The following is a 24,729-nucleotide window of genomic DNA, read 5'->3' on the forward strand; positions in this document are numbered from 1 at the left end:
GTGAGGCTAGCGCATCGAGTTGCGCACGACCGGTACCGATGCCCTATGGTTATTGGAAACGGTTTTCATTTGTATTAGGTCTACTCGGTTACAGGAGGGCTCGTGCGCAGTACTGCGATCCGTGCGGTCATAGGTTTGTCGGCGTTGACGCTGGCGGCCGGTCTCACCGCATGCGGGGACAAGTCCCCGGGCAGCGGCCCGGGAGCACAGACCCCCACCGTGGTGGCGTCCACCGACGTCTGGGGCAGCGTCGCGCAGGCGGTCGCAGGCGACCACGCCAAGGTCACCTCGATCATCAACAGCGCCTCGGCCGACCCGCACTCATTCGAGGCCAGCCCCTCGAACGCGGCCGACATCGCCGACGCGTCGCTGGTGGTCTACAACGGCGGCGGCTATGACCACTGGGTCGACGACGTCCTGGCCAGCCACAAGTCAGTGGCTGCTGTCAACGCCTACGCACTGCTGAAGCCGCCCGCCGGCGAACCCCAGCCGGCCAACGAACACGTCTTCTACGACCTGGCCACCGCGCGGGCCGTGGCCAGTTCGATCGCCGACAAGCTCGCCCAGGACGATCCGCAGCACGCCGCCGACTACAAGTCCAACGCCGAGACCTTCAACCGCAAGGTCGACGCGATAGCGCAGACCGAGAACGCCATCCGCACCAGCCACCCGGGCGCCGCGGTGGTCGCGACCGAACCCGTCGCGCACTATCTCCTGGTGGCCGCCGGCCTGACGGACAAGACACCGACCGGATTCGCCGGCGCCGTCGAGCAGGACACCGACCCCGCCCCCGTCGACGTCGCGGCCATGCTGGACCTCATCAAATCCCGCCAGATCGCCGCGGTGGTGTTCAACGAACAAACCATCACCGAGGTCACCAAACAGGTCCAGGCCGCGGCTGCGAGCGCCGGTGTGCCCGTCGTCAGCGTCACCGAGACGCTGCCCGACGGCAAGGACTACCTGACCTGGCAGCGCGATACCGCCGACCGGTTGACCGCCGCGTTGCAGCAGAACCGATAATCACTGCTTGTGAGTACCGAGGTCGTCTGCCTGTCCGGTGCCCGGCTGGCGTTCGGGGACCGGGTGCTCTGGGACCACCTCGACTTGACGGTGGCCCCCGGTGAGTTCATCGCCATCCTCGGCCCCAACGGCACCGGCAAGACGTCGCTGTTCAAGGTGCTGCTGGGTCAGCTGGAACTCAGCGCGGGTACGGCCACCATCCAGGGCAGGCCGATCGAGGCGGGCAGCGAGCGGATCGGGTACGTGCCACAGCACCGCTCGGTCGACCGGGGCCTGAGCCTGCGCGGTCGCGACCTGGTCCGCCTCGGGGTGGACGGTCACCACTGGGGCATCGGGCCGCTGTCGCCGAAGGAGCGCCGGCACCGGAACTCCGTCGTCGAGCGGGCGTTGGCAGCGGTCCAGGCGCCGAAGTTGGCCAAGGTTCCGGTCGGGGTGATGTCCGGCGGCGAACTACAGCGGGTGCGCATCGCCCAGGCACTGGCCAGTGATCCGGTGCTGCTGCTCTGCGACGAGCCCCTACTCAACCTGGATCCGGCCAGCGCCCGGCTGGTCGCCCAACTCATCGACCGGCGCCGCAGGTCCGGTACCGCGGTGATGTTCGTGACGCACGAGATCAACCCGGTGGTCCCCTACGTCGACCGGGTGCTCTATCTGGTCAACGGACGATTCCGGATCGGCACGGTCGCCGAGGTGATGACCTCGGCGACGCTCTCGGAGTTGTACCAGGCCGACATCCAGGTTGTGCAGGTCGGCGACCGCTACGTCGTGGTAGGCGAACACCTCGATCACTCCGGCCACACCCACGGACACACCCATGAATGACCGCTTCGCAGACCTGCTGGATCACCTGTTCGCTTTCGACATCACCGCCGACCTGCTCGGCCGGGACTTCGTTCAGCAGGCCCTGATCGCCGCCGCGCTGCTGGCTTTGGTCGCCGGGCTGATCGGGCCGTTCATCGTGATGCGCCAGATGTCGTTCGCCGTGCACGGTTCCAGCGAGCTGTCGCTGACCGGCGCGGCCTTCGCGTTGCTGGTCGGGTTCAACGTCGGCTTGGGGGCGCTGGTGGGCAGCGCGCTCGCCGCGGTGCTGTTCGGCATCCTTGGGCAGCGGGCCCGCGAGCGTGACTCGGCGATCGGCGTGGTGCTGGCCTTCGGGCTGGGCCTGGCGGTGCTGTTCATCCATCTGTACCCGGGCCGGGCCGGCACCAGCTTCGCGCTGCTGACCGGTCAGATCGTCGGCGTCGGCTACTCGGGTCTGACGCTGCTGATCGCGGTGACCGTGTTGGTGGTCGGCGTGCTGACCTTCAGCTACCGGCCTCTGCTGTTCGCCACCGCGGACCCCGAAGTGGCTGCGGCACGCGGTGTTCCGGTGCGCATGCTGGGCATCGTGTTCGCCGCCCTTGTCGGTGTGGTGGCCGCTCAAGGTGTGCAGATCGTCGGTGCGCTACTGGTCATGTCACTGCTCATCACGCCGGCAGCCGCGGCGGCCCGGGTGTTCAGTTCACCGGCGGCGGTGATCGCGGCGTCGGTGATCTTCGCCGAACTGTCCGCGGTCGTCGGCATCGTGCTGTCGCTGGCGCCCGGAGTTCCGGTATCGGTGTTCGTCACGACGATCTCGTTTGTGATCTATCTCGTGTGCTGGGCCGTCAGCCGACGCCAGGTGGATCCCGCCGCGGCGTGATCCATCCGCCGGCTGGTTAGGCTGGTCCCGTGACGTCCGTCGACCTGAACGCAGACCTCGGCGAAGGCTTCGGGGTGTGGGAACTCGGCAACGACGCCGCCATGCTCGATGTCGTCACGAGCGCCAACGTGGCCTGCGGCTTCCACGCAGGCAATCCGGCCGGGCTGGCCCGCACCAGCCGTGCCGCCGCCGAGCGCGGGGTGCGGATCGGCGCCCAGGTGAGTTATCTCGACCTGGCCGGGTTCGGCCGCCGCTTCATCGACGTCGAACCCGCCGAGCTCACCGCGGAGGTGATCTACCAGATCGGCGCGTTACAGGCACTGGCCCGTTCCGCAGGAACCGATGTCGGCTACGTCAAACCCCATGGCGCGCTGTACAACACGATCGTCACCCATCGAGAGCAGGCCCGGGCGGTTGCCGAGGCGGTGCACGCCGTCGACCCCGGCCTGCCGGTGCTGAGCCTGGCCGGTTCGGTGTTCTTCGAAGAAGCCGAACGACTCGGTCTACGCACCGTCGCCGAGGCGTTCGCCGACCGCGCCTATCGCCCCGACGGGGCGTTGGTTTCCCGCCGGGAGCACGGCGCGGTGCTACACGATCCGGAGCAGATCGCCGAGCGGGTGTCGCGGATGGTGGACAGCGGCCAGGTATCCGCCGTCGACGGGTCGACGATCGACATACGGGTGGAATCGATTTGCGTGCACGGTGATTCGCCCGGTGCGGTGAAGATCGCCACCGCGGTCCGCGACCGCCTGCGGCGCGACGGAGTCGACGTGGCGGCCTTCATCTGATGCGGCTCAAACTCGGAAGGCCCGATATCGGCCAATACCGCGACCGCTTCGACGTCCCCGAAGCCGACCCGGACACCGCGCTATCGGTCACCTGGCTGGGGGTGTCGACGCTCCTCGTCGACGACGGCACCTCGTCGCTGCTGACCGACGGCTTCTTCTCCCGCCCGCCGATGCTGGATGTCGGGCTGCGCCGGCTGGCGCCGTCGGCATCCCGAATCGACTACTGCCTCAACCGGGCCAACATCAACCGGCTGGCCGCCGTGCTGCCCGTGCACACTCACTACGATCACGCCATGGACTCCGCCCTCGTCGCGGCCCGCACCGGCGCCCGGCTGATCGGCGGCGAGTCGGCTGCGAATATTGCTCGGGGATATCGACTTTCGGACGACCAGATCATCGTCGCGGCATCCGGGGAAGAGCTGGCACTCGGCCCGTTCACCGTGACACTCATCGAATCGCACCACTGCCCGCCGGACCGCTTCCCCGGCACCATCACCGCACCCGTCGTGCCGCCGGTGAAAGCCTCGGCGTTCCGCTGCGGCGAGGCGTGGTCGACCCTGATCCACCATGCACCCAGCGATCGGCGGCTGCTCATCCAAGGCAGCGCCGGCTTCCTGGACGGCGCCCTCGACGGCCGTCGCGCCGACATCGTCTACCTGGGTGTCGGCCAGCTCGGTGTGCAACCCCGGGCCTACATCGAGCAGTACTGGGAGCAGACGGTCAGGGCGGTCGGGGCGCGCCGCGTCGTGCTGATCCACTGGGACGACTTCTTCCGCCCGCTCACCGAGCCGCTGATCGCGCTGCCGTACGCCGGCGACGACCTGAACGCGACCATGCGAGTTCTGTCGGGCCTGGCCGAGCGTGACAGCGTCGCACTGCATCTGCCGACGGTGTGGCAACGCGAAGACCCGTGGGCCTGATCGCGCCGTGCTGATCGTCGCCCTGTTGGCCCTGGTGGTCGTCCTCGTCTTCGCCATCGCCCGCCCTGCGGGCTGGTCAGAAGCATGGGCAGCGGTGCCGGCCGCCGCCCTGGTCATCGCGATCGGTGCGGTGTCGACCCACGACGCCGCCGACGAGGCGAGCCGGATGCTCCCGGTGGTCGCCTTCCTGGCCGCGATACTGGTGCTGGCCAAGCTGTGCGACGACGAGGGTCTGTTCCAGGCGGCGGGCACCTGGATGGCACGCGGCACCGCCGGGAAGCCGCGGCGGCTGCTGGGTCAGGTGTTCCTGATCGCGGCGGCCACCACGGCGGTGCTCAGCCTGGACGCCACCGTCGTGCTGCTGACCCCCGTAGTGCTGGCCACGGCGCGCACACTGCGGGTGCCGCCGCGCCCACACCTGTATGCGACTGCGCACCTGTCCAATTCGGCATCGCTGTTGCTGCCGGTGTCCAACCTGACCAACCTGCTGGCGTTCAGTGCCGCCGGGCTGTCATTCACCCGGTTCAGCGCGTTGATGGCAGCACCGTGGCTCGCCGCGATCGCCGTGGAATACCTGGTGCTGCGGCTGGCGTTTCGGCGCGATCTCGCCGACGTGCCGCCCGAAAGCCCGCCCCCGCAGGCGGACCGGCCGGTATTCGTCCTTGGCGTGCTGGCCCTGACGCTGGTCGGATTCGCGGTGGCCTCGTTCGCCGGCCTGTCGCCCGCCTGGGCGGCGCTGGCGGGCGCGGTTGTTCTCGGCGTGCGCTCACTGGCGCAGGGGCGCAGCACAATCGGCGGGATCGTGCACTCGCTGAACGTGCCGTTCCTGCTGTTCGTGCTGGCGCTGGCGGTGGTCGTCAAAGCGGTGATGGTCAACGGTCTCGACACCGCCGCCGCAGACCTGCTGCCGTCGGGTGGCAGCCTATCGGCACTGCTCGGCATAGCGACGGTGGCGGCGCTGCTGTCCAACGTCGTGAACAACCTGCCCGCTGTACTGGTGCTGCTCCCGCTGGCCGCAGGCAGCGGTCCGGCCGCAGTGCTCGCCGTGCTGATCGGGGTGAACATCGGACCGAACCTGACATACGCCGGGTCGCTGGCCAATCTGTTGTGGCGCAGGGTGTTGCATCAGCAGGGCGAGCCGACCAGCGTGCGCGAATTCACCTGGCTGGGTCTGGCGGCGGTTCCGGCCTGCCTGGTGGTGGCGGTGTTGACGTTGTGGGCCGGGGTGGAGCTGATCGGCGTGTAGTGCTAGCGGCGGCGCTGACGGGCGATCTCGGCGAGCACCACACCGGCAGCGACCGATGCGTTCAGCGACTCAGTCGGTCCTGCCATCGGAATCGACACCACCGCATCGCAATTCTGGCGTACCAGTCGCGAAAGCCCCTTGCCCTCCGAGCCGACCACGAGCACCAGCGGACCAGAGCCGTCGAGATCGTCGAGCGTGGTGTCGCCTTCGGCATCGAGACCGATCACCTGAACACCGGCGTCGGCCCAATCCTTTAGCGTGCGAGTGAGATTCGTGGCCCGCGCGACCCGGACGCGGGCGGCCGCACCGGCGCTGGTGCGCCACGCGACCGCCGTCACCGACGCGGAGCGTCGCTGCGGGATCAGCACACCGTGACCCGCGAAGGCGGCCACCGACCGCACGATCGCGCCGAGGTTGCGCGGATCGGAGATGTTGTCCAGTGCGACCAGAAGAGCTGGTTCGACGTCAGAGGTGGCGGCGGCCAGCAGATCGTCGGGGTGGGCGTAGTTGTAGGGCGGCACCTGCAGGGCGATGCCCTGGTGTAACCCGTTGGAGCTCAACCGGTCCAGATCGTGGCGCGGCACTTCGAGAATCGCGATGCCACGGTCCGCGGCCAGCGTGACCGACTCGGTCAGCCGCTCATCGGCTTCCGCGCCCAGCGCCACATACAGCGCTGTCGCCGGCGCGTGCGCACGCAGGCACTCCAACACGGGGTTGCGGCCCAGAACCATCTCGGTCTCGTCGGTGGCCTTCGAATACTGGCGCGCCCGCTTGTCGGCATTTGCGGCGCGCCGGGCCGCCGGATGCCCCGTGCGAGCACTTGCCGGCGGCGTCGCACCGCGGCCTTCCAGCCCACGGCGGCGCTGACCGCCGGAACCGACGGTCGGACCCTTCTTGGTGCCTTCCTTGCGAATCGCACCGCGCCGCTTGGAGTTTCCCGCCATTTACTTGCCGCCTTCTTCGCGTAGCGCCCACTGCGGTCCGTCGGCGGTATCGGTCACCTCGATGCCGGCTTCCTTGAGCCGATCCCGGATCTCATCGGCCAGAGCCCAGTCGCGGGTCTGGCGAGCCCCGTCTCGACGGTTCAGCTCGGCGCGCACCAACACGTCGACCGCAGCCAGGGCCGCCGACGTCTCGTCGCGGGTCTCCCAGCGTTCGTCGAGCGGGTCACACCCGAGAATCCCCATCATCGAACGGATTTCACGCGCCTTCGCCAGCGCGGTCTCGTGGTCGCCGGATTCCAGGGCCCGGTTGCCGTCCGCGCGGGCGGCATGTACCTCGGCCAGGGCGGCGGGTACGGCGAGGTCGTCATCGAGCGCCGCACCGAACTTCTCGGTCCACGTGCTCGGCACGACGACACCGACACGAGTCCGCACCCGGTGCAGGAACTCTTCGATGCCGGTGTACGCCTTGACCGCATCCTGCAGTGCGTTCTCGGAGAACTCCAGCATCGACCGGTAATGCGCACTGCCCAGGTAGTAACGCAGCTCTGCGGGCCGAACCCGTTGCAGCACAGCTGGAATCGACAGGACATTACCCAGCGACTTGCTCATCTTCTCGCCGCCCATGGTGACCCAGCCGTTGTGCAGCCAGTACCGGGCGAAGCCGTCGCCGGCGGCACGCGCCTGCGCGATCTCGTTCTCATGGTGCGGGAAAACCAGATCCATTCCACCGCAATGAATATCGAATTCAGCACCGAGGTATTCGTGGGCCATCGCAACGCATTCGGAGTGCCAGCCCGGGCGGCCCGCTCCCCACGGCGTCGGCCAGGACGGCTCGCCGGGCTTGGCGCCCTTCCACAGGGTGAAGTCACGCTGGTCGCGCTTGCCGGTCGCCACACCCTCGCCCTGGTGCACGTCGTCGACCTTGTGCCCGGAGAGCTTGCCGTACTCCGGGAAGCTCTGTACATCGAAGTAGACGTCCCCTGCGCCGGTGTAGGCGTGGCCGGTGTCGACCAGTCGCTTGATGAGCTCGACGATCTGAGTGATGTGGCCGGTCGCCCGGGGCTCGGCCGACGGCGGCAGCACGCCCAGGGCGTCGTAAGCCGCCGAGAATGCCCGCTCATGGGTGGCGGCCCACTCCCACCACGGGCGGCCCGCGTCGGCGGCCTTGGTGAGGATCTTGTCGTCGATGTCGGTGACGTTGCGGATGAACGCAACGTCAAATCCCTTGGCCATCAGCCAGCGGCGCAGCACATCGAAAGCGACCCCGCTGCGGACATGCCCGATGTGCGGCAAGCCCTGCACGGTGGCACCGCAGAGATAGATCGAGGCATGCCCGGAACGGATCGGCGCGAAATCGCGCACGGCACCGCTGTAGGTGTCGTGGAGTCGCAGGGTGCCGGTCACGACGCGCCAGCTTACCGGCCTGAACGGCTCAGTCAGGCATCGAGGCGGACCCGGCCACCACCAACGCGGTGGCGATGGCCGCCATTCCCTCCCCGCGGCCGGTCAGCCCGAGTCCGTCGGTGGTGGTCGCCGAGACCGACACCGGTGCGCCCAGTAGGCCGGTCAGCAAGCGTTGGGCTTCCTCCCGGCGCGGACCGATCTTGGGGCGGTTGGCGATCACCTGGACAACGGCGTTACCGACGGTGAATCCTGCGGCGGTGAGCAGTTCGCGGACGTGTTCGAGCATGCGGACGCCGGTGACACCACGCCACTGCGGCTGGTCCACGCCGAACACCGAACCGAGATCACCGAGGCTCGCCGCCGAGAGCAGCGCATCACAGAGCGCGTGGACGGCGACGTCCCCATCGGAGTGTCCGGAGCAGCCGTCGGCGTCGTCGAACAACAGGCCCAGCAGCCAGCAGGGCCGGCCCGACTCGATCGGATGGACGTCGCTACCCAGCCCGATGCGGGGAATCGTCATGCGGCCAGCAGGGCTCGGGCCAGCTGGAGATCCAGCGGCGTGGTGACCTTGAACGCCATCGGGTCGCCGGCGACGGTGTACACCGGGGTGCCCAGGTATTCGACCAGCGAGGCGTCGTCGGTGACCGACGCGCTGCCGACGTGCTCGTACGCGCGGCGTAGCAACGCGGTTTCGAATCCCTGGGGTGTTTGCACGGCACGCAGCCCGGACCGCTCGGGAGTCCCGAGGACGACGCCGTTGGCGTCGACGGCCTTGATGGTGTCGGTGACCGGCAGCACCGGAATAACCGCGCGCAGGCCGTCACGCAGGGCGGCGACCACCCGCTGGATCTGCTCGACAGGCGTCAGCGGCCGGGCGGCGTCGTGCACGAGTACAAACTCGGGGTCGCCGACCGCAGCCAATGCTCGTCGCACGGTCTCGGGACGCTCCGGACCGCCGGCGACAACCGTGGCGCGACCGTCGAGCAGCAGCTTTGTTTCGTCGACCCGCTCGGCCGGCGCGGCGACGACCACCCGGTCGATGACGCCGGAGGCCAACAGACCTTCCACCGCCCGTTCGAGCATGGTCCGGCCCTCGAGATCCACAAAAGCCTTTGGGATACCCGCGCCCAGCCGTTCACCGGAACCGGCGGCCGTGACGACCGCGACCGTGTCCGACACCTAACCCCTCAGGGCAGTCAGGACGCGGCGGCCAGGGCCTCGTCGAGAATGATGGTGGCCTTCTCGTCATCAGTGTTCTCAGCGAGGGCCAGCTCGCCGACGAGGATCTGCCGAGCCTTGGCCAGCATGCGCTTCTCGCCCGCCGACAGACCGCGCTCCTGATCCCGGCGCCACAGGTCGCGAACGACCTCGGCGACCTTGTTGACGTCACCGGACGCCAGCTTCTCCAGGTTGGCCTTGTAGCGGCGCGACCAGTTGGTCGGCTCTTCGGTGTGCGGGGCACGAAGCACCTGAAACACCTTGTCCAGGCCTTCCTGTCCGACCACGTCGCGCACGCCGACATATTCGGCGTTGTCGGCGGGAACTCGGACAGTGAGGTCCCCCTGGGACACCTTCAAGACGAGATATTCCTTCTGTTCGCCTTTGATGGTCCGGGTTTCAATGGCCTCGATCAATGCAGCACCGTGGTGTGGATAGACAACGGTGTCTCCGACCTTAAAAATCATCAGTTTCGAGCCCCTTTCACACTGCGATGTTACCACGGTGCCCGACAGCGTGCGGAACAACGATGCAGGTCAGGGGCACCGAAGGTGAAGAGAGGGGGTTGACAGGGTGACGAAAGCGTGCAACGCGGGCGCTCGTACCCACTGCTCAGCACACCACCACCCGGTCGCGGCCGCCGACTTCTGTCACCGCACCGTGAACCCTCAGCTACCGCCGCGCGACGCTACCTACTACTGTGCATAGTCGAACCGCGGCGGCGCGACGATGCCGTCCACACGGGCCGAGCAGGAGGCTGTTGTGAACCGCTTGACGAATCGCCTCGTCGCCGCATCCGCTGGCCTGGCGGCCTGCGGTCTGATCCTGACGGGGTGCGGTGCGGGCCAGATCTCGCAGACCGCCGACCAGCAGTCGGCCGTCAACGGCGCCACTGCGAATATCGCGAACATCGCTCTGCGCAACGTGCACATCCAGGCAGTGCAGTCCGGTGACGCCCTGAAGCCGGGTCGCGCCGTCGAGCTGATCTTCGCCGCGGCAAACATCTCCCCGGACACCAACGACAAGCTGGTCAGCGTCAGCTCCGACGTGGGTTCGGTGGAGCTCACCGGTAACACCTCGATCCCGGCCGGATCGTCCTTGATCGTCGGCAGTGCCGACGGCCAGGCCGAAGCGGCGCCGATGGGCAGTGCGCAGCCGGCCAAGGCCGAGGTCACTCTCAGCCAGCCGATTTCCAACGGCCTGACCTATGGCTTCACCTTCACCTTCGAGAAGGCCGGCCAGGCGACGGTCCAGGTGCCCATCTCGGCGGGCGGAGCGGAGCGGCAAGGGGCACCCGCAGGCCAGGAATGAGCTGACACGGACCGCTAATGCGCGGATCTGTCGGACCCACCCGATAGCGTCACGGCCGTGGCCAAGGCGCGTTCGCAATATCGCTGTTCGGAATGCCGCCATGTAATGGCCAAGTGGGTCGGCCGTTGCCCGGAGTGCGGAACCTGGGGCACGGTCGATGAGGTGGCCGGGGCGAGCGCCGCCGGCACCACTGCACAGCGTGCCGTCGTGCCCTCCACCCCCGCGGTGCCGATCAGTTCCATCAACCCCGACCGCACCCGCCACTTCCCCACTGGCGTCGACGAACTCGACCGAGTCCTCGGCGGCGGTGTGGTGCCCGGTTCAGTCAGCCTGCTGGCCGGTGATCCCGGGGTCGGCAAGTCCACGCTGCTGCTCGACGTGGTGCACCGGTGGGCGAGTTCGGGCCGGCGCTCGCTGTATGTCTCCGGCGAAGAGTCCGCGGGCCAGATCCGGATGCGCGCCGAGCGGACCGGCTGCACCCACGACGAGGTGTTCCTGGCCGCAGAGACCGACGTCAACACCGTGCTCGGCCACATCGAGGCGGTGCAGCCGAGTCTGGTGGTGGTCGACTCGGTGCAGACGATGACGGCCGGTGACACCGACGGCGTCGTCGGCGGAGTGACCCAGGTACGCGCGGTGACGACAGCGCTGACCGCCGCGGCCAAATCGAGCGGCGTGGCGCTGATACTGGTCGGCCACGTCACCAAGGACGGCGCGATCGCCGGGCCGCGGTCGCTTGAACATCTGGTGGACGTGGTGCTGCACTTCGAGGGCGACCGCAACTCCACCCTCCGGATGGTCCGCGGGGTGAAGAATCGCTTCGGCGCCTCCGACGAGGTCGGCTGTTTCGTGTTGCAGGACAACGGTATTCAGGGGATATCCGATCCGTCCGGATTGTTTCTCGACGACCGGCCCAACCCGGTACCCGGTACCGCGGTCACCGTGGCACTGGACGGTAAGCGCCCGCTGATCGGCGAGATCCAGGCCCTGCTGGCCTACCGCCCCGAGAACGCACCGCAACGCCGCGCGGTCAGCGGGGTGGACAGTTCACGCGCGGCGATGATCGCCGCGGTGCTGGAGCGGCGGGCCAACCTCAAGGTCAGCGCCACCGATATCTATCTGTCCACCGTCGGCGGCATGCGATTGATGGATCCCTCGTCGGACCTGGCGGTCGCAATGGCGATGGCATCGGCCTACGCGGACCTGCCGCTGCCCACCACCACCGTGGCGATCGGAGAAGTGGGCTTGGCCGGGGATCTGCGCCGCGTCACCGGGATGGACCGCCGACTCGCCGAAGCGGCACGCCTCGGCTTCACCGAGGCGCTCGTGCCGGTGGGGTGCGGCGCGGTCCCCAAGGGCTTCAAAGCCATCGAATCGGCCACCATCGGCGACGCCCTGCGCTCGATGTTGACCATCGCAAAACGGCCCTACGACAAGGTCGTCACGCAGCTTCGGCGGGAGGGGTCGAGTAACGACCTCGACGCAGTGGACAATAAGTGGCTGTGAGCACCGTCAACGGAGTCAGCGGCTCCGCCCAGCCAACGGCGGCCACGCTGCGCGAGACCATCGGGCGACTGGCGCCCGGCACTGCCCTTCGCGACGGACTGGAGCGCATCCTGCGTGGTCGCACGGGTGCGCTGATCGTTCTGGGCTACGACGAGCGGGTCGAGACGATCTGCGACGGCGGGTTCTCGCTGGATGTGCGGTTCGCCCCGACCCGGTTGCGCGAGCTGTCGAAGATGGACGGCGCCGTGGTGCTGTCCACCGACGGCAGCCGGATCGTACGAGCCAACGTCCAACTGGTGCCGGATCCGACGATCCCCACCGACGAGTCCGGAACCCGGCACCGCTCCGCCGAGCGCACCGCGATCCAGACCGGCTATCCGGTCGTCTCGGTGAGCCACTCGATGAACATCGTCACGGTGTACGTCTCCGGCGAACGCCATGTGGTGGCCGACTCAGCCACCATCCTGTCGCGGGCCAACCAGGCGATCGCCACGCTGGAGCGCTACAAGGCTCGCCTCGACGAGGTGTCCCGGCAGTTGTCCACCGCCGAGATCGAAGACTTCGTCACGCTGCGCGACGTCATGACGGTGGTGCAGCGGCTCGAGATGGTTCGCCGCATCGGCCTCGAAATCGATTACGACGCAGTGGAACTCGGCACCGACGGCAGACAGCTGCGACTACAGCTCGAAGAACTGCTTGGCGGCAACGACACCGCGCGCGAACTGATCATGCGCGACTATCACGCCAACCCCGACCCTCCGTCGAAGACTCAGGTCGCCTCGACGCTGGCCGAATTGGACTCGCTGTCGGACACCGAACTATTGGACTTCACCGCGCTGTCGCGCGTGTTCGGCTATCCCTCGACGGCGGAGGCACAGGATTCGGCACTGAGCGCCCGCGGCTATCGCGCGATGGCCGGTATACCGCGCCTGCAGTTCGCCCACGTCGACCTGCTGGTACGCCGCTTCGGTTCCCTGCAGGGGCTGTTGGCAGCCAGCGCCACCGACCTACAGTCCGTCGAAGGCATCGGTGCGATGTGGGCACGACACGTTCGCGAGGGCTTGTCGCAGCTGGCCGAGTCGACCATCGCCGACCGGCTGGTCTGACGTTCAGATAGCGCTGAGGGCGAAGAATCGGTGGATTCTTCGCCCTCAGCGCTATCTGATTGCTTACCCCGCGGGCGCCGGCGGCGGGGCCTCACCCGGGGCACCGGCGGGCAGCGGCTGCCCGGCGGCGGGTGCGGCACCCGGCGGCGGAGCGTCGGCCAGGATGAACGGCACCGTCGCCGAACGCAGGTTGCCCAGCTGGACCACGAGGTTGTAGGTGCCGGGTCCGATCGGCTGGCGCGGCAGCGGGCACTGCGGTGCGGAGCCCATAGCGGTCCAGGTCACCTCGGTGGTCACCTGCTCACCCGGGTTGAACGTCTTGACCAGCGTTTCGTTCGACGGCGCGCAGTCCAGGTTCGACCAGAGCCGCTTGCCGTCCATCGAGTACACGTAGGCGGCGAGCACGGCTGCGCCGACGTCACGCTTGCAGGCCACCAAGCCGATGTTGGTGACGACCATGGTGAACTTCGGCTGGTCGCCGATCGCGTACTGCGGCTGGTTGGTGATGCCCTTGACCGCCAGGTTGGAATCCGGGCAATCATCGCCCTCTTTGAGGACCGGGGGTGGCATGACGGCCTCGGTGGGCGTCGGCGCGACCGCGACGGGTCCCGACGGGGTCTCGGCCGGGGGCGGCGGCGCGACGACGGGAGTCTTGTTGTCCGGCTGGGGGTTCTGCGGTTGAGCCACGGGCGTGGTCTTCACGGCGCTCTTCGAATCCGAGCCACCGCTGAAGACGAGGAAGGCCACCCCGACGACGATTGCGGTAACCACCGCGACGATGCCGATTGCAAGAGCACGGCGTCGCCAATAGATTTGCGAGGGTAGGGGTCCACGCGGTTCCAGATCCAGATCCAGCACGTTTCCACGGTAAGGGCAGGTCACCGCGAGTTGTCCGACCCCGCTCGGCGTGTCGCCTTGTTAGCTAGCTGGAAAAGTGTTTATTCGCCGATATCGCCGAGGTGTTCGCGCAGCACGACTTTGCCGTCGGCGAGGTGATAGGTCAGGCCCACGATGGCCAGCGTGCCGGCGGCGACCCGCTCCGCGATGAGGGCGGACCGGGCCATCAGCTGCGTGCCGGTCTCGATGACATGGCGGGCTTCGAACTCGTCGACGCGCGTCAAGCCCTCGCGGCGACCCACCAGGATCGACGGTGTCACCCGCTCCACGAGATCGCGAATGTACCCGCCCGGCACCGCTCCGTCGTCGAGGGCGGACAACGTCGCCTGGACCGCGCCACAGCTGTCGTGCCCGAGGACGGCGATCAGCGGCACGTTGAGCACGCCGACCGCGTATTCGATGGACCCCAGCACCGCGGAGTCGATGACATGACCGGCCGTGCGCACCACGAACATATCGCCCAGGCCCTGGTCGAAGATGATCTCGGCGGCGACCCGGCTGTCAGCACACCCGAAGATGACTGCGGTCGGGGTTTGCCCCCCGGCCAACCGCGCACGGTCCTCGATGCTCTGGCTGGGATGCTCTGGCCGGCCGGCAACGAATCGCTCGTTACCCTCTTTGAGTGCCTTCCATGCGGTTATCGGGCTGGTGTTCGGCATGGCCATCATTGTGCCCTGTCTCTCACCTCGAAACGATATGAGTTCCATTTGTGACGAGCTCGTCGTGTGGTACGGGCATGCGCGGCGAGACCTGCCGTGGCGTGCTCCCGATGTGACGGCCTGGCAGATCCTGGTCAGCGAATTCATGCTGCAGCAGACTCCGGTCGCGCGGGTGGCGCCCATCTGGCTGGACTGGGTGGCCCGCTGGCCGACCCCGTCGGCGACGGCTGAAGCCAGTGCCGCGGACGTCCTCCGAGCCTGGGGCAAGCTCGGTTATCCGCGGCGAGCGAAGCGCCTGCACGAGTGCGCGACCATGATCGCCACCGAACACGATGACCAAGTGCCCCACGATGTCGAGGTGTTGTTGACCCTGCCCGGTGTGGGCTCGTACACCGCCCGTGCGGTGGCCTGCTTCGCCTACCAGCAGAGCGTGCCGGTGGTGGACACCAATGTCCGACGGGTCGTGGCTCGCGCGATTCACGGTCGCGCCGATGCTGGAAATCCCTCCGCCACAAGAGATATGGCCGATGTCCTGGCACTGATGCCGGATGACGAGACGGCTCCGGTGTTCTCGGCGGCGCTGATGGAACTCGGTGCGACGGTGTGCACGGCGCGCTCGCCCAAGTGCGGGGTGTGCCCGCTGAGGGTGTGCGCCTGGCGGGCCGCCGGGCACCCGCCGCCGGCGATCGCACCACGGCCCGCCCAGCGGTTTGCCGGAACCGACCGGCAGGTACGCGGCAAGTTGCTGGATGTGTTGCGCACCAGCACTTCTCCGGTACCGCGTGAGCAACTTGACGTCGTCTGGCTGACTGATACCGCACAGCGCGACCGCGCGCTGGATTCGCTTCTGGTGGACGGCCTGGTTGAACAGACCGCCGACGGCCGGTTCGCGTTGTGCGGCGAGGCCAACTAGGCGGAGCGGGCGAACCGGCGGCGGTAGTCCGACGGGGTGACGCCGACGATCCGGCGGAAGTGGTGGCGTAACAGCGTGGCATTGCCGAATCCCGCCCGCTCGGCGATCCGGTCGACGTCCAGATCGGTCTCCTCGAGCATGCGGCGAGCGTAGAGCACCCGCTGATCGGTGACCCACTGCATGGGCGTGGTGCCGGCCTCCTCGACGAAGCGCCGCGCGAACGTGCGCGCCGACATGTTGGCTCGGCGAGCCATGCTTGTGACCGTGTGCGGCTTGTCGAGGTTGGACAGAATCCAATCCAATTGCGGCGCAAAGCCTTCCGAGCATCGCGTGGGGATGGGTTGCTCGATGTACTGACGCTGGCCGCCGTCGCGCTGCGGGGGCACCACCATTCGCCTGGCGATGATGTTGGTGACCGCGCTGCCGAGTTCGCGGCGCACCAGGTGCAGGCACGCGTCGATGCCCGCGGCGGTCCCGGCACTGGTCACCAGATCGCCGTCGTCGACGAACAGCACATTGCGGTCGATGATCGCCGTCGGATAGCGCTGCGCGAGGTCGTCGGCGTGCATCCAGTGGGTGGTACATCGGCGCCCGTCGAGCAGGCCCGCTTCGCCCGCCACGAAAGCGCCCGAACACACGGTCAGGATCGTCGACCCGGCCGCATGCGCGGCTCGCAGGGCTTCAAGTGCTTCCGGCGGGTACGCCTCGACCGGACCGGTGACCGCCGATACCGCCACCACGTCGGCGCCGATCAGGGCGTCGAGGCCGTGGTCGGGCACCAGGGTGGCGCCGACACTCGTGCGCAGCGGCGCGCCCGCCTGCGGCCCGCACACCTTGAAATCGAAGTTGGGCACACCGTCTGCCGCCCGGTCGATTCCGAAGACTTCGCAGACCACGCCGAACTCGAACACGGCGACGTTGTCCAGCACCAGCGCCGATACACTCTTCAAAGGCATGGCAGAATTTTATCTCACCGGGTCAGTACTGCCACTGTTGGCGGGATATTTTTCCCCGAAGCATTACTGCCATGAACGCGTTGGCCGCCATCCTCAAGAAACTGCATCTGCACACCGATCACTTCCGGGTGTGGGCACCGATGGTCGGTCCCCTGTTCGCCGACGATGCCGACCTGCGCCGGATCACCCACGATCTCGACGCCGTGCGGACCCGGTTCGAACACCATCCGGCCTGGCCGTCGTCAGGTGTCCTCGGGGAGCGCCGCTAGGAACGACTCGACGGCGTCGCGGTACTGATCCGGCGCGTCGTCGTGGACGAGGTGGCCTGCCCCGGCGACATGGACGTAGCGCGCCGACGGCCCGGCGAGATCGGCCATCCGGCGCATCTGCCCGGGGGGCGCCACCGAGTCACCCGCCTCGATCAGCAACACCGGCGCCCGGACCGCCTGCCACTGCCGCCAGTAATCGCGAGTCCCCCACTCCGCCGCGATCTCGATCCAGCGAGCAGGCTGGCCGTGCAGCCGCCAACCGGTCGCCGTCCGGTCAAAGGCCTCGAGGAAGTAGCGCCCCGCGATCGGCCCGAATTCGTCGAAAACCTGCTGCGCCGTGGAGTATTCGACCGGCAGGGCATGCACCCACGGCTCCCACGGGCCGGTCGTGCGGCCGACGAAGTCCGGTGCCATGTCCTCGACCACCAACCCGCGCACCAGGTCGGGACGCTGCGCAGCCAGGCACCAGGAATGCAGGCCGCCCATCGAGTGCCCGACGAGTACCGCCGGGCACTCGAGGCGCGCAACGGCGTCGCCGAGGTCGGCCACGAACCGTTCGGTGCTGACCGATTCGGAGTCCTCGACCGCACGGCCTCGATGCCACGGTGCGTCGTAGGTGTGAACCGACCCGAACCGGGCCAGCCACGGGACCTGCCGCGACCACGTGGTGCCGCGGCCCATCAAGCCGTGAACCAACACCACGGGCCGCCCAGTGCCACCCCGATAGGTCAGCAGCTCAGTGCTCACCGGTCCATCTTGCGCGGTCGGTCACCGGCCCGGGCGGGCGCGGTAACCTTGCGCCATGTCCGTGGTGAAGATCAACGCAATCGAGATTCCGCCTGGCGCCGGTCCAGAGCTGGAGAAGCGGTTCGCCAACCGCGCCCACGCCGTAGACAACCAGCCGGGCTTCCTCGGGTTCCAGCTGCTGCGGCCCGTCAAGGGTGAGGACCGCTACTTCGTGGTGACCACATGGGAGTCCGAGGAGGCGTTCCAGGCCTGGGCCAGCGGACCGGCGATCCACGCGCACGCCGGTGAGCGCGCCAACCCGGTGGCCAAGGGTGCCCATCTGCTCGAGTTCGAGGTTGTGTTGGACGTTGCCGGGACCGGCTCGAAGGCGTAGCGCACGCCGGGTGTGCCGACGTGCGGTGGCGGCGGCCACCGTGATCGCGTCCGCCGCCCTGGCAACCAGCTGCACATCCGCCCCCGCGCCGCCTGCCAACGCCGGCGCGGGCGTCCGCATCGACCTCAACACCCCGCAGGGCGTGCGAGCCAAGCAGGTGATGGACATGCTGAACTCGGACTGGCCGATCGGAGACGAGAGCGTCAAGACGCTGGCCGCCCCGGACCTGGTGGACCCGGTCGCCCACACCATGGACTCGCTGTGGTGGGACCGGCCCTACACGCTGGCCGGCGTCGAGGTCGGCGCCAACGTCGCCACCCTGCACATGCTGACGTCCTACGGCGCCCGCCAAGACATCGACCTGCGCATCGGCGACGACACCTTCGTCAGCCGGTTCGTCGTCACCACCGAAAAACCGAAGATCGAATCGTGGCAGGACGTCGACACTGCGCTGAGCCGCACCGGCGCCCGCTATTCGTGGCAGGTCTCCAAAGTCGACGACGGCCGCTGCGAGAAGGTGGCGGGCACCAACACCTCTGAATCCCTGCCGCTGGCTTCGATTTTCAAGACATACGTGTTGTACGCGGTTGAAACTGCCGTCGCCGCAGGCACTGTGAACTGGGACGACAAGCTGACGATCACCGCCGAGCTGAAGAAACTTGGTTCATCGGGCTTCGACAAGCTTCCGCCCGGATCCCAGATCACCGTCCGCGAGGCCGCGGGCAAGATGATCTCCACGAGCGACAACATGGCCACCGACATGCTGATCGGACGGGTGGGAACCCACGCCATCGAAGAGGCCCTGATCGCCGCGGGACACCACGACCCGGCGAGCATGACGCCGTTCCCGACGATGAGGGAACTGTTCGCGATCGGCTGGGGCAACCCCGATGTGCGTGAGCAGTGGAAGACAACCGTGCCTGCGAAGCGGGGAAACCTGTTGCACGATGCAGACTCCCGCCCATACGACCCCGATCCGATGCGCTCCCACACGCCGGCCTCGACCTACGGCGTGGAGTGGTACGGCAGCGCCGAGGACATCTGCCGCGTGCACGCCGCCTTGCAGCACAACGCCGTCGGCCGCGCGGCTCCGGTCAAGGACGTGATGTCCGAAGCCGCGGGCATCGACCTCGACCCCGCCGAGTGGCCCTACATCGCCGCCAAGGCTGGAAACCTGCCCGGGGAGATGACATTCAGCTGGTATGCGGTGGACCGAACCGGCCAGGCCTGGGTGGTCAGCTTCCAGTTCAACTGGCCCCGCTTCCACAGCGCGAACGCGGGCGGGTGGGCGATGATGATCATCAAGCAGGTGTTCGGGCTACTGCCCCGCTACCGGTGAGCGCAGGGTCCACTCCGAACCTCGGTAATGCAACGCGGTACTGCTGGCCGGTGCGATGTCGATGCGCCAGAACGACTGTGGCGGCGCATCGAGGGTGCGCAGGATCGCCGCGCGAACAACTGCCGGGTGGGTGAAGGCGACAACGCGACCCGGGGTGCGGGCCACATCGACCAGCCAACCGCGCACCCGCGCGATCAGCTCGACCACCGATTCGCCGTTGTGCGGCCGGCTTTCCGGGTCGGTCAGCCACTGCGCCAGTTCACCGGGCTGCACCTCGTCGAGACTCAGTCCGCCCCAGGAACCGCACCCCAGGTCGGCCAGCCGCGGATCGACCGCAGGCGTCAGACCTAACGCTTCGGCGCTCTGTCGTGCCCGTAGTTCCGGCCCCGAGAACACCTCATCGCCGGCACCCACGTCGACCCCGGTCAGCTGTCGTCGCCCCATCGGGTTGAGCTCTTCGTCGAGCGGAAATCGCCCGGCTGCCATGGCATCGGTCATGGCGTGTGACACCAAGGTCAGCCGGACGACCTCGCTCACGCAGCTCCCTCGCAGGCGAGGTAGCTGCGTGTCCGCCTATGGTTCGCTCCGCAAGCGTCGCTCACGCAGCGATGGGTTCCTGCTGCTTGCTGTCGAGCAGTCGGTGCAGCATCGCCGCACCGACCAGACCGATCGTCGTCCAGACGATCACCTGGGTGCCCAGAGCGTACAGCCGGAACTCGTAGAGATCCGTCGCAGGGAAGCCCGGGAACACAATCGTCCCGGCGTCATTCACCATCGGGCCGGGTATCTCGTTGATGGTCGGCATCACGAGCATCAGGATGGCGACCGCGACGATGTATGCGCCGCCCGCGGCCAGCGTGGCGTTCCAGGCACCCAGCTTCGGGGTGAGCTGGAAGGCGAGGTAGACCGCGGCGACCATGAACAGCGCCGACAACGCCACCATCAGGATGTAGAGCAGCGCGCGCTGCTTGATGGTTTCGTCGAGGCTGGTGGCCGGCGGGTTGGGCGGATACTTCAGTGCCGGCACCACCCACAGCGCGATGAGCATCGCCCCGGCGGTCAGCACCGCGAGCTTGCGGGCCGACACGGTGTCGATGCGGCTGTAGGCCACGCAGAACACGACGGCGAACAAGGCGCCGAGCGCGACGCTGAACAGAAGCACGCCCAGGCCCATACCGATGTTGGACTGCACCATGCGGGTGAACAGCTCACCGCCTTCATGGCTGTGGCCGTGCCCGTGGCCGGTTGCCATTTCCATGGCTTCATGCGCCGCGGAGGTGCCGTCCTCGAAATCGATGGCCCGCCCGACGATCGGCTCGATGAAGATCTTGGACCAGACGAATCCGAACACGCCTGCGAGGGCGCCGGCCAGAATGCCGCGCCAAATTATTGATTTTTCCATTGCTTTACAGTGATTCCCGCCGGCTCAGTGGCAGGGGAAGCCGAGCAGATGGCGTGCGTCATGCACGAATTCGTGGATGTACATGTTGTCGCCGAACACCGAGGTGGCACCCTGGTCAACACCGACGAAGTACAGCACCACCAGGGCGAAGAAGGCGGTCAGCGAGAGCCAGACGACAGCTTTGGCGGCGGAGAGATCGACGGCGCGCGAGCGGCCCGTTGTCTGCGGAGTAGTCATTCGGTGTCCTTCCAGGGAGCTACGCGTCCCAATGCGAACCATGACGGGCCTCGGGTCTGACTGTCAACAGTGGCGCGACCGTTCTGGAATTTCACCAGATTCCTCGACTCGTCTCTTACACCGAGGATGCTATACCGCCGCGGGTTCAGCCGGCGCCGTAACCCAACTGCTGCGCGGTGTACTTGGCGGCATCGGTGACCGGGACCGCCTGCACCGCGGTGCCATACGCGCAGATTTCGGTCCAGACATCGCCGAGTTCGGTGGTGTCGAACCGCATTCCGATGATCGCGTTGCCGCCGCGGGTGCGGGCCTCGGTCATCAAGCGATTCATCGCCTCGTTGCGGCTCTCGGCGAGGTTCTTCGTCATGCCCTGCAACTCGCCGCCGAACATGCTCTTGAAGCCCGCACCCATCTGGGAGAAGGCATTGCGCGATCGCACGGTGAGACCGAAGACCTCACCGCACACCCGTTGGATCTCCCAGCCGGGAATGTCGTTGGTGGTGACCACAAGCATGAGCAGAGGGTAGCGGTCGCGCGCGGGCAAATCGATGCGGACAAAAACAATTCATCGCCGATACGAAAAAGACCCCCGACATTGTCGGGGGTCTTTTTCGTTCGTGCTTACTCGCTGGCGGTGCCTGCGTTGGCCAAATCCGCCTCGGCGATCTCGGGACGCTTGGGTCCACCGGCGAAGGTGAACTTGGCGTCCTCGCCGGCGCCTTCGCCATCCCAGTTCTCCACGTCAACCGTGACCAGCTGACCGGGGCCGACCTCTTCGAAGAGGATCTTCTCCGAGAGGGCGTCCTCGATCTCGCGCTGGATGGTCCGGCGCAGCGGCCGAGCACCCAGGACCGGGTCGAAGCCGCGCTTGGCCAACAGGGACTTGGCCTTGTCGGTCAGCTCCATCTCCATGTCTTTGGTCTTGAGCTGCTTGGACACCCGGCCCACCATCAGGTCGACCATCTGGATGATCTCGTCCTGAGTCAGCTGGTGGAAGACGATGATGTCGTCGATGCGGTTGAGGAACTCCGGGCGGAAATGCTTCTTCAGCTCGTCGTTGACCTTCTGCTTCATTCGCTCGTAGTTGTTCTCGCCGCCACCGGAGGTGAAGCCGAGACCGACCGCCTTGCTGATGTCGGAGGTGCCCAGGTTCGAGGTGAAGATCAACACGGTGTTCTTGAAGTCGACCGTGCGGCCCTGACCGTCGGTGAGACGGCCGTCCTCGAGAACCTGCAACAGAGTGTTGTAGATCTCCTGATGGGCCTTCTCGATCTCGTCGAACAGCACCACCGAGAACGGCTTGCGCCGCACCTTCTCCGTGAGCTGGCCGCCCTCCTCGTAGCCGACGTATCCGGGCGGGGCACCGAACAACCGCGACGCGGTGAAGCGGTCGTGGAACTCGCCCATGTCGATCTGGATGAGTGCGTCGTCGTCGCCGAACAGGAACTCCGCCAGGGCCTTGGAGAGCTCGGTCTTACCCACACCGGACGGGCCGGCGAAGATGAACGAGCCGGACGGGCGCTTGGGATCCTTCAGGCCGGCGCGGGTACGACGGATGGCCTTGCTGACCGCGCGGACGGCATCCTCCTGGCCGATGATCCGCTTGTGCAGCTCGTCCTCCATGCGCAGCAGCCGAGTGGTCTCCTCCTCGGTCAGCTTGAACACCGGGATGCCGGTCCAGTTGCCCAGAACCTCGGCGATCTGTTCATCGTCGACCTCAGCGACAACATCGAGATCGCCTGAGCGCCACTGCTTTTCACGCTCCGCGCGCTGCGCGACAAGCTGCTTCTCCCGGTCCCGCAGGTTCGCGGCCTTCTCGAAGTCCTGCGCGTCGATCGCGGACTCCTTCTCCCGGCGTGCGTCGGCGATCTTCTCGTCGAACTCACGCAGGTCTGGCGGCGCGGTCATCCGGCGGATGCGCATGCGCGCACCGGCCTCGTCGATCAGGTCAATGGCCTTGTCCGGCAGGAACCGGTCGTTGATGTAGCGGTCGGCAAGCGTCGCCGCCGCGACCATCGCCGCGTCGGTGATCGACACCCGGTGGTGGGCCTCGTACCGGTCGCGCAGACCCTTCAGGATCTCGATGGTGTGCGCCACCGTCGGCTCACCAACCTGGACCGGCTGGAACCGGCGCTCCAGGGCAGCGTCCTTCTCGATGTACTTGCGGTACTCGTCGAGCGTCGTGGCACCGATCGTCTGCAGCTCGCCTCGAGCCAGCTTCGGCTTGAGGATCGACGCCGCGTCGATGGCGCCTTCGGCAGCGCCCGCACCGACCAGCGTGTGCAGCTCGTCGATGAACAGGATGATGTCGCCGCGGGTGTTGATCTCCTTGAGCACCTTCTTGAGGCGCTCCTCGAAATCACCGCGGTAACGGCTGCCGGCCACCAGCGACCCGAGATCGAGGGTGTAGAGCTGCTTGTCCTTGAGCGTCTCGGGAACCTCGCCGTGCACGATGGCCTGGGCCAGGCCCTCCACGACGGCGGTCTTACCGACACCGGGCTCGCCGATCAGCACCGGGTTGTTCTTGGTGCGCCGGCTCAGCACCTGCATCACCCGCTCGATTTCCTTCTCGCGGCCGATGACCGGGTCGAGCTTGCCCTCCATGGCGGCCGCGGTGAGGTTGCGGCCGAACTGGTCGAGGACCAGCGACGTCGACGGGTTGCCGGACTCGCCGCCACGGCCGCCGGTGCCGGCTTCCGCAGTCTCCTTGCCCTGGTAGCCGCTCAACAGCTGGATGACCTGCTGGCGCACCCGGGTCAGTTCGGCGCCGAGCTTCACGAGCACCTGGGCGGCGACGCCCTCGCCCTCGCGGATCAGGCCGAGCAAAATGTGCTCGGTGCCGATGTAGTTGTGGCCGAGCTGCAGCGCCTCGCGCAGGCTCAGCTCGAGAACCTTCTTGGCGCGTGGGGTGAAGGGGATGTGCCCGGACGGGGCCTGCTGGCCCTGACCGATGATCTCCTCGACCTGGCTGCGGACACCTTCGAGTGAGATGCCCAGCGACTCCAGTGACTTGGCGGCGACGCCTTCACCCTCATGAATAAGTCCCAGCAGGATGTGCTCGGTGCCGATGTAGTTGTGGTTGAGCATCCGGGCCTCTTCTTGAGCCAGGACGACGACCCTGCGGGCACGGTCGGTGAATCTCTCGAACATCCTCGGTTACCTGCTCTCCATCACGATTAGGTACAGCGGTAGTCACCACGTACCTGTCGTCCACTCTAATGGGCGGCCCGGGAAGGCGTCCTCCCTTGTCACCCTTACCGCGTCCCTAGCGGTGCGGACCTAGCACACCAACGCGGCGGAGCTGCGAATCGTTTCCGGCAATCACCGGCGTCCGCTTCGCCGCGAGCGAAACGGCGCGACTCCTCCGTCGCGGCGAGAGACGAGCAGGTTAGCTGGGGGCCTAGGTTGCAGCGTGGAAGGCGTCGATGATGTCGGCCGGGATGCGTCCCCGCGTCGACACCTTGTGGCCATTGCGGCGCGCCCATTCCCGGATCGCGGCGCTCTGCTCCCGATCGATGCTCGCGCGGCCACGGCCGGCCGGTCCCGAACGCCCGCGGCGACGGCCGCCCACCCGGCGACTGGCCTCGACCCACTGCTTGAGATCGTTACGCAGTTTCTGAGCATTCTTTGACGAAAGGTCGATCTCATAGCTCACGCCATCGAGCGCGAATTCGACCGTTTCATCGGCTGCGCCCGCACCGTCGAAATCGTCGACGAGAGTCACGGTCACTTTTTTGGCCATTGCCTCACTGAATCCTTCTGCCTGCGCTCAACAACCCATAGTCGAGCGTCT

Annotated in this window: 28 protein-coding genes; 13 read left to right on the forward strand and 15 right to left on the reverse strand. The window is 67.3% G+C overall.

Annotation, left to right across the window (positions count from 1 at the left end):
- The first annotated feature begins 102 nt into the window (after positions 1–102).
- Genes Y900_RS10300 through Y900_RS10325 form a run of 6 tightly spaced genes read left to right on the forward strand, consistent with a single transcriptional unit; the run spans position 103 to position 5,655 of the window.
- Positions 103–1,020: a metal ABC transporter solute-binding protein, Zn/Mn family gene (locus Y900_RS10300; protein WP_051659993.1), complete on the forward strand. Its 918-nt coding sequence runs from the start codon at positions 103–105 to the stop codon at positions 1,018–1,020.
- Between the two features lie 9 nt (positions 1,021–1,029).
- Positions 1,030–1,842, forward strand: coding sequence for a metal ABC transporter ATP-binding protein (locus Y900_RS10305; RefSeq protein WP_036341762.1), 813 nt, complete (start codon positions 1,030–1,032; stop codon positions 1,840–1,842).
- Complete coding sequence (locus Y900_RS10310) at positions 1,835–2,701, forward strand: metal ABC transporter permease (protein WP_036341763.1); 867 nt, start codon at positions 1,835–1,837, stop codon at positions 2,699–2,701. The genes Y900_RS10305 and Y900_RS10310 overlap by 8 nt, the downstream gene beginning before the upstream one ends.
- Before the next feature lie 29 nt (positions 2,702–2,730).
- Positions 2,731–3,489, forward strand: a complete 759-nt coding sequence (locus Y900_RS10315; RefSeq protein WP_036341764.1) for a LamB/YcsF family protein — start codon at positions 2,731–2,733, stop codon at positions 3,487–3,489.
- On the forward strand, positions 3,489–4,409 hold the full coding sequence (locus Y900_RS10320) for an MBL fold metallo-hydrolase (protein WP_036341765.1): 921 nt from the start codon (positions 3,489–3,491) through the stop codon (positions 4,407–4,409). The genes Y900_RS10315 and Y900_RS10320 overlap by 1 nt, the downstream gene beginning before the upstream one ends.
- A gap of 10 nt (positions 4,410–4,419) precedes the next feature.
- Positions 4,420–5,655, forward strand: a complete 1,236-nt coding sequence (locus Y900_RS10325) for an SLC13 family permease (RefSeq protein WP_036346372.1) — start codon at positions 4,420–4,422, stop codon at positions 5,653–5,655.
- 2 nt (positions 5,656–5,657) lie between these two features.
- On the opposite strand, the gene rlmB is transcribed toward Y900_RS10325, so the two are convergent.
- From rlmB to carD, 5 genes are read right to left on the reverse strand one after another with little or no spacing between them, the layout of a single operon-like run.
- Positions 5,658–6,599 carry a 23S rRNA (guanosine(2251)-2'-O)-methyltransferase RlmB gene (rlmB, locus tag Y900_RS10330; RefSeq protein WP_036341766.1) on the reverse strand — a complete coding sequence of 314 codons (942 nt, stop codon included), beginning with the start codon at positions 6,597–6,599 and terminating at the stop codon, positions 5,658–5,660.
- Complete coding sequence (gene cysS / locus Y900_RS10335) at positions 6,600–8,003, reverse strand: cysteine--tRNA ligase (protein ID WP_036341767.1); 1,404 nt, start codon at positions 8,001–8,003, stop codon at positions 6,600–6,602.
- A gap of 28 nt (positions 8,004–8,031) precedes the next feature.
- Positions 8,032–8,523 carry a 2-C-methyl-D-erythritol 2,4-cyclodiphosphate synthase gene (ispF, locus tag Y900_RS10340; RefSeq protein ID WP_036341768.1) on the reverse strand — a complete coding sequence of 164 codons (492 nt, stop codon included), beginning with the start codon at positions 8,521–8,523 and terminating at the stop codon, positions 8,032–8,034.
- Positions 8,520–9,182: a 2-C-methyl-D-erythritol 4-phosphate cytidylyltransferase gene (gene ispD, locus Y900_RS10345; protein WP_036341769.1), complete on the reverse strand. Its 663-nt coding sequence runs from the start codon at positions 9,180–9,182 to the stop codon at positions 8,520–8,522. The genes ispF and ispD overlap by 4 nt, the downstream gene beginning before the upstream one ends.
- A gap of 17 nt (positions 9,183–9,199) precedes the next feature.
- Positions 9,200–9,688 (reverse strand): RNA polymerase-binding transcription factor CarD, encoded by a 489-nt coding sequence (gene carD / locus Y900_RS10350; RefSeq protein ID WP_019512593.1) that lies wholly within the window; start codon positions 9,686–9,688, stop codon positions 9,200–9,202.
- Between the two features lie 262 nt (positions 9,689–9,950).
- Between carD and Y900_RS10355 the strand changes: the two genes are divergently transcribed.
- Genes Y900_RS10355 through disA form a run of 3 tightly spaced genes read left to right on the forward strand, consistent with a single transcriptional unit; the run spans position 9,951 to position 13,144 of the window.
- Complete coding sequence (locus Y900_RS10355; protein WP_420329750.1) at positions 9,951–10,532, forward strand: copper chaperone PCu(A)C domain-containing protein; 582 nt, start codon at positions 9,951–9,953, stop codon at positions 10,530–10,532.
- Positions 10,533–10,589: 57 nt separating this feature from the next.
- Positions 10,590–12,038 (forward strand): DNA repair protein RadA, encoded by a 1,449-nt coding sequence (gene radA, locus Y900_RS10360; RefSeq protein ID WP_081845056.1) that lies wholly within the window; start codon positions 10,590–10,592, stop codon positions 12,036–12,038.
- The gene (disA, locus tag Y900_RS10365; protein WP_051659995.1) at positions 12,029–13,144 is read left to right on the forward strand and encodes a DNA integrity scanning diadenylate cyclase DisA; all 1,116 of its coding nucleotides are present in this window, start codon (positions 12,029–12,031) and stop codon (positions 13,142–13,144) included. The genes radA and disA overlap by 10 nt, the downstream gene beginning before the upstream one ends.
- Before the next feature lie 63 nt (positions 13,145–13,207).
- On the opposite strand, the gene Y900_RS10370 is transcribed toward disA, so the two are convergent.
- A complete protein-coding gene (locus Y900_RS10370; RefSeq protein WP_036346381.1) occupies positions 13,208–13,993 on the reverse strand; it encodes a hypothetical protein in 786 nt (261 codons plus the stop codon).
- Between the two features lie 89 nt (positions 13,994–14,082).
- A complete protein-coding gene (locus Y900_RS10375) occupies positions 14,083–14,700 on the reverse strand; it encodes a carbonic anhydrase (RefSeq protein WP_036341770.1) in 618 nt (205 codons plus the stop codon).
- Here Y900_RS10375 and Y900_RS10380 point away from each other — a divergent pair.
- A complete protein-coding gene (locus Y900_RS10380; RefSeq protein WP_036341771.1) occupies positions 14,699–15,613 on the forward strand; it encodes an iron-sulfur binding domain-containing protein in 915 nt (304 codons plus the stop codon). The genes Y900_RS10375 and Y900_RS10380 overlap by 2 nt on opposite strands.
- Here Y900_RS10380 and Y900_RS10385 read toward each other — a convergent pair.
- Positions 15,610–16,569: a GlxA family transcriptional regulator gene (locus Y900_RS10385; RefSeq protein ID WP_036341772.1), complete on the reverse strand. Its 960-nt coding sequence runs from the start codon at positions 16,567–16,569 to the stop codon at positions 15,610–15,612. The two genes, Y900_RS10380 and Y900_RS10385, sit on opposite strands and share 4 nt — an antisense overlap.
- A gap of 71 nt (positions 16,570–16,640) precedes the next feature.
- Here Y900_RS10385 and Y900_RS10390 point away from each other — a divergent pair, with 71 nt between their 5' ends.
- Positions 16,641–16,838, forward strand: a complete 198-nt coding sequence (locus tag Y900_RS10390) for a hypothetical protein (RefSeq protein ID WP_051659996.1) — start codon at positions 16,641–16,643, stop codon at positions 16,836–16,838.
- Here the strand turns inward: Y900_RS10390 and Y900_RS10395 are convergent.
- Positions 16,812–17,585: an alpha/beta fold hydrolase gene (locus Y900_RS10395; protein ID WP_036341774.1), complete on the reverse strand. Its 774-nt coding sequence runs from the start codon at positions 17,583–17,585 to the stop codon at positions 16,812–16,814. The genes Y900_RS10390 and Y900_RS10395 overlap by 27 nt on opposite strands.
- Before the next feature lie 55 nt (positions 17,586–17,640).
- Between Y900_RS10395 and mhuD the strand changes: the two genes are divergently transcribed.
- Complete coding sequence (mhuD, locus tag Y900_RS10400; RefSeq protein WP_036341775.1) at positions 17,641–17,958, forward strand: mycobilin-forming heme oxygenase MhuD; 318 nt, start codon at positions 17,641–17,643, stop codon at positions 17,956–17,958.
- A complete protein-coding gene (locus Y900_RS10405) occupies positions 17,933–19,297 on the forward strand; it encodes a serine hydrolase (RefSeq protein WP_420329751.1) in 1,365 nt (454 codons plus the stop codon). The genes mhuD and Y900_RS10405 overlap by 26 nt, the downstream gene beginning before the upstream one ends.
- Here the strand turns inward: Y900_RS10405 and Y900_RS10410 are convergent.
- From Y900_RS10410 to lsr2, 6 genes are all read right to left on the reverse strand, one after another.
- Complete coding sequence (locus Y900_RS10410) at positions 19,277–19,834, reverse strand: histidine phosphatase family protein (RefSeq protein ID WP_036341777.1); 558 nt, start codon at positions 19,832–19,834, stop codon at positions 19,277–19,279. The genes Y900_RS10405 and Y900_RS10410 overlap by 21 nt on opposite strands.
- Positions 19,835–19,895: 61 nt before the next feature.
- Positions 19,896–20,699, reverse strand: a complete 804-nt coding sequence (locus Y900_RS10415) for a CbtA family protein (protein ID WP_036341778.1) — start codon at positions 20,697–20,699, stop codon at positions 19,896–19,898.
- A 24-nt stretch (positions 20,700–20,723) separates the two neighbouring features.
- On the reverse strand, positions 20,724–20,936 hold the full coding sequence (locus Y900_RS10420; protein ID WP_036341779.1) for a CbtB domain-containing protein: 213 nt from the start codon (positions 20,934–20,936) through the stop codon (positions 20,724–20,726).
- A gap of 145 nt (positions 20,937–21,081) precedes the next feature.
- Positions 21,082–21,450, reverse strand: a complete 369-nt coding sequence (locus tag Y900_RS10425; protein ID WP_036341780.1) for a YbjQ family protein — start codon at positions 21,448–21,450, stop codon at positions 21,082–21,084.
- Between the two features lie 107 nt (positions 21,451–21,557).
- Entirely contained in the window at positions 21,558–24,086 is a 2,529-nt protein-coding gene (clpC1, locus tag Y900_RS10430; protein WP_036341781.1) for an ATP-dependent protease ATP-binding subunit ClpC, read from the reverse strand.
- A 250-nt stretch (positions 24,087–24,336) separates the two neighbouring features.
- Positions 24,337–24,678 carry a histone-like nucleoid-structuring protein Lsr2 gene (gene lsr2 / locus Y900_RS10435; protein WP_036341782.1) on the reverse strand — a complete coding sequence of 114 codons (342 nt, stop codon included), beginning with the start codon at positions 24,676–24,678 and terminating at the stop codon, positions 24,337–24,339.
- Positions 24,679–24,729 lie beyond the last annotated feature (51 nt).

The organism is Mycolicibacterium aromaticivorans JS19b1 = JCM 16368, from assembly GCF_000559085.1.
Classification (GTDB): Bacteria; Actinomycetota; Actinomycetes; order Mycobacteriales; family Mycobacteriaceae; genus Mycobacterium; species Mycobacterium aromaticivorans.

What these genes read in the sequence shown, in the direction of transcription:
- Y900_RS10420 (WP_036341779.1), bottom strand. Translation starts at nt 20,936, where the DNA reads ATGACTACTCCGCAGACAACGGGCCGCTCGCGCGCCGTCGATCTCTCC.
- Y900_RS10320 (WP_036341765.1), top strand. Translation starts at nt 3,489, where the DNA reads ATGCGGCTCAAACTCGGAAGGCCCGATATCGGCCAATACCGCGACCGC.
- Y900_RS10425 (WP_036341780.1), bottom strand. Translation starts at nt 21,450, where the DNA reads ATGCTTGTGGTCACCACCAACGACATTCCCGGCTGGGAGATCCAACGG.
- lsr2 (WP_036341782.1), bottom strand. Translation starts at nt 24,678, where the DNA reads ATGGCCAAAAAAGTGACCGTGACTCTCGTCGACGATTTCGACGGTGCG.
- clpC1 (WP_036341781.1), bottom strand. Translation starts at nt 24,086, where the DNA reads ATGTTCGAGAGATTCACCGACCGTGCCCGCAGGGTCGTCGTCCTGGCT.
- Y900_RS10390 (WP_051659996.1), top strand. Translation starts at nt 16,641, where the DNA reads ATGAACGCGTTGGCCGCCATCCTCAAGAAACTGCATCTGCACACCGAT.
- Y900_RS10375 (WP_036341770.1), bottom strand. Translation starts at nt 14,700, where the DNA reads ATGCCGAACACCAGCCCGATAACCGCATGGAAGGCACTCAAAGAGGGT.
- ispF (WP_036341768.1), bottom strand. Translation starts at nt 8,523, where the DNA reads ATGACGATTCCCCGCATCGGGCTGGGTAGCGACGTCCATCCGATCGAG.
- mhuD (WP_036341775.1), top strand. Translation starts at nt 17,641, where the DNA reads ATGTCCGTGGTGAAGATCAACGCAATCGAGATTCCGCCTGGCGCCGGT.
- Y900_RS10385 (WP_036341772.1), bottom strand. Translation starts at nt 16,569, where the DNA reads ATGCCTTTGAAGAGTGTATCGGCGCTGGTGCTGGACAACGTCGCCGTG.
- Y900_RS10415 (WP_036341778.1), bottom strand. Translation starts at nt 20,699, where the DNA reads ATGGAAAAATCAATAATTTGGCGCGGCATTCTGGCCGGCGCCCTCGCA.
- Y900_RS10355 (WP_420329750.1), top strand. Translation starts at nt 9,951, where the DNA reads ATGCCGTCCACACGGGCCGAGCAGGAGGCTGTTGTGAACCGCTTGACG.
- rlmB (WP_036341766.1), bottom strand. Translation starts at nt 6,599, where the DNA reads ATGGCGGGAAACTCCAAGCGGCGCGGTGCGATTCGCAAGGAAGGCACC.
- Y900_RS10310 (WP_036341763.1), top strand. Translation starts at nt 1,835, where the DNA reads ATGAATGACCGCTTCGCAGACCTGCTGGATCACCTGTTCGCTTTCGAC.
- carD (WP_019512593.1), bottom strand. Translation starts at nt 9,688, where the DNA reads ATGATTTTTAAGGTCGGAGACACCGTTGTCTATCCACACCACGGTGCT.
- Y900_RS10380 (WP_036341771.1), top strand. Translation starts at nt 14,699, where the DNA reads ATGGCCATCATTGTGCCCTGTCTCTCACCTCGAAACGATATGAGTTCC.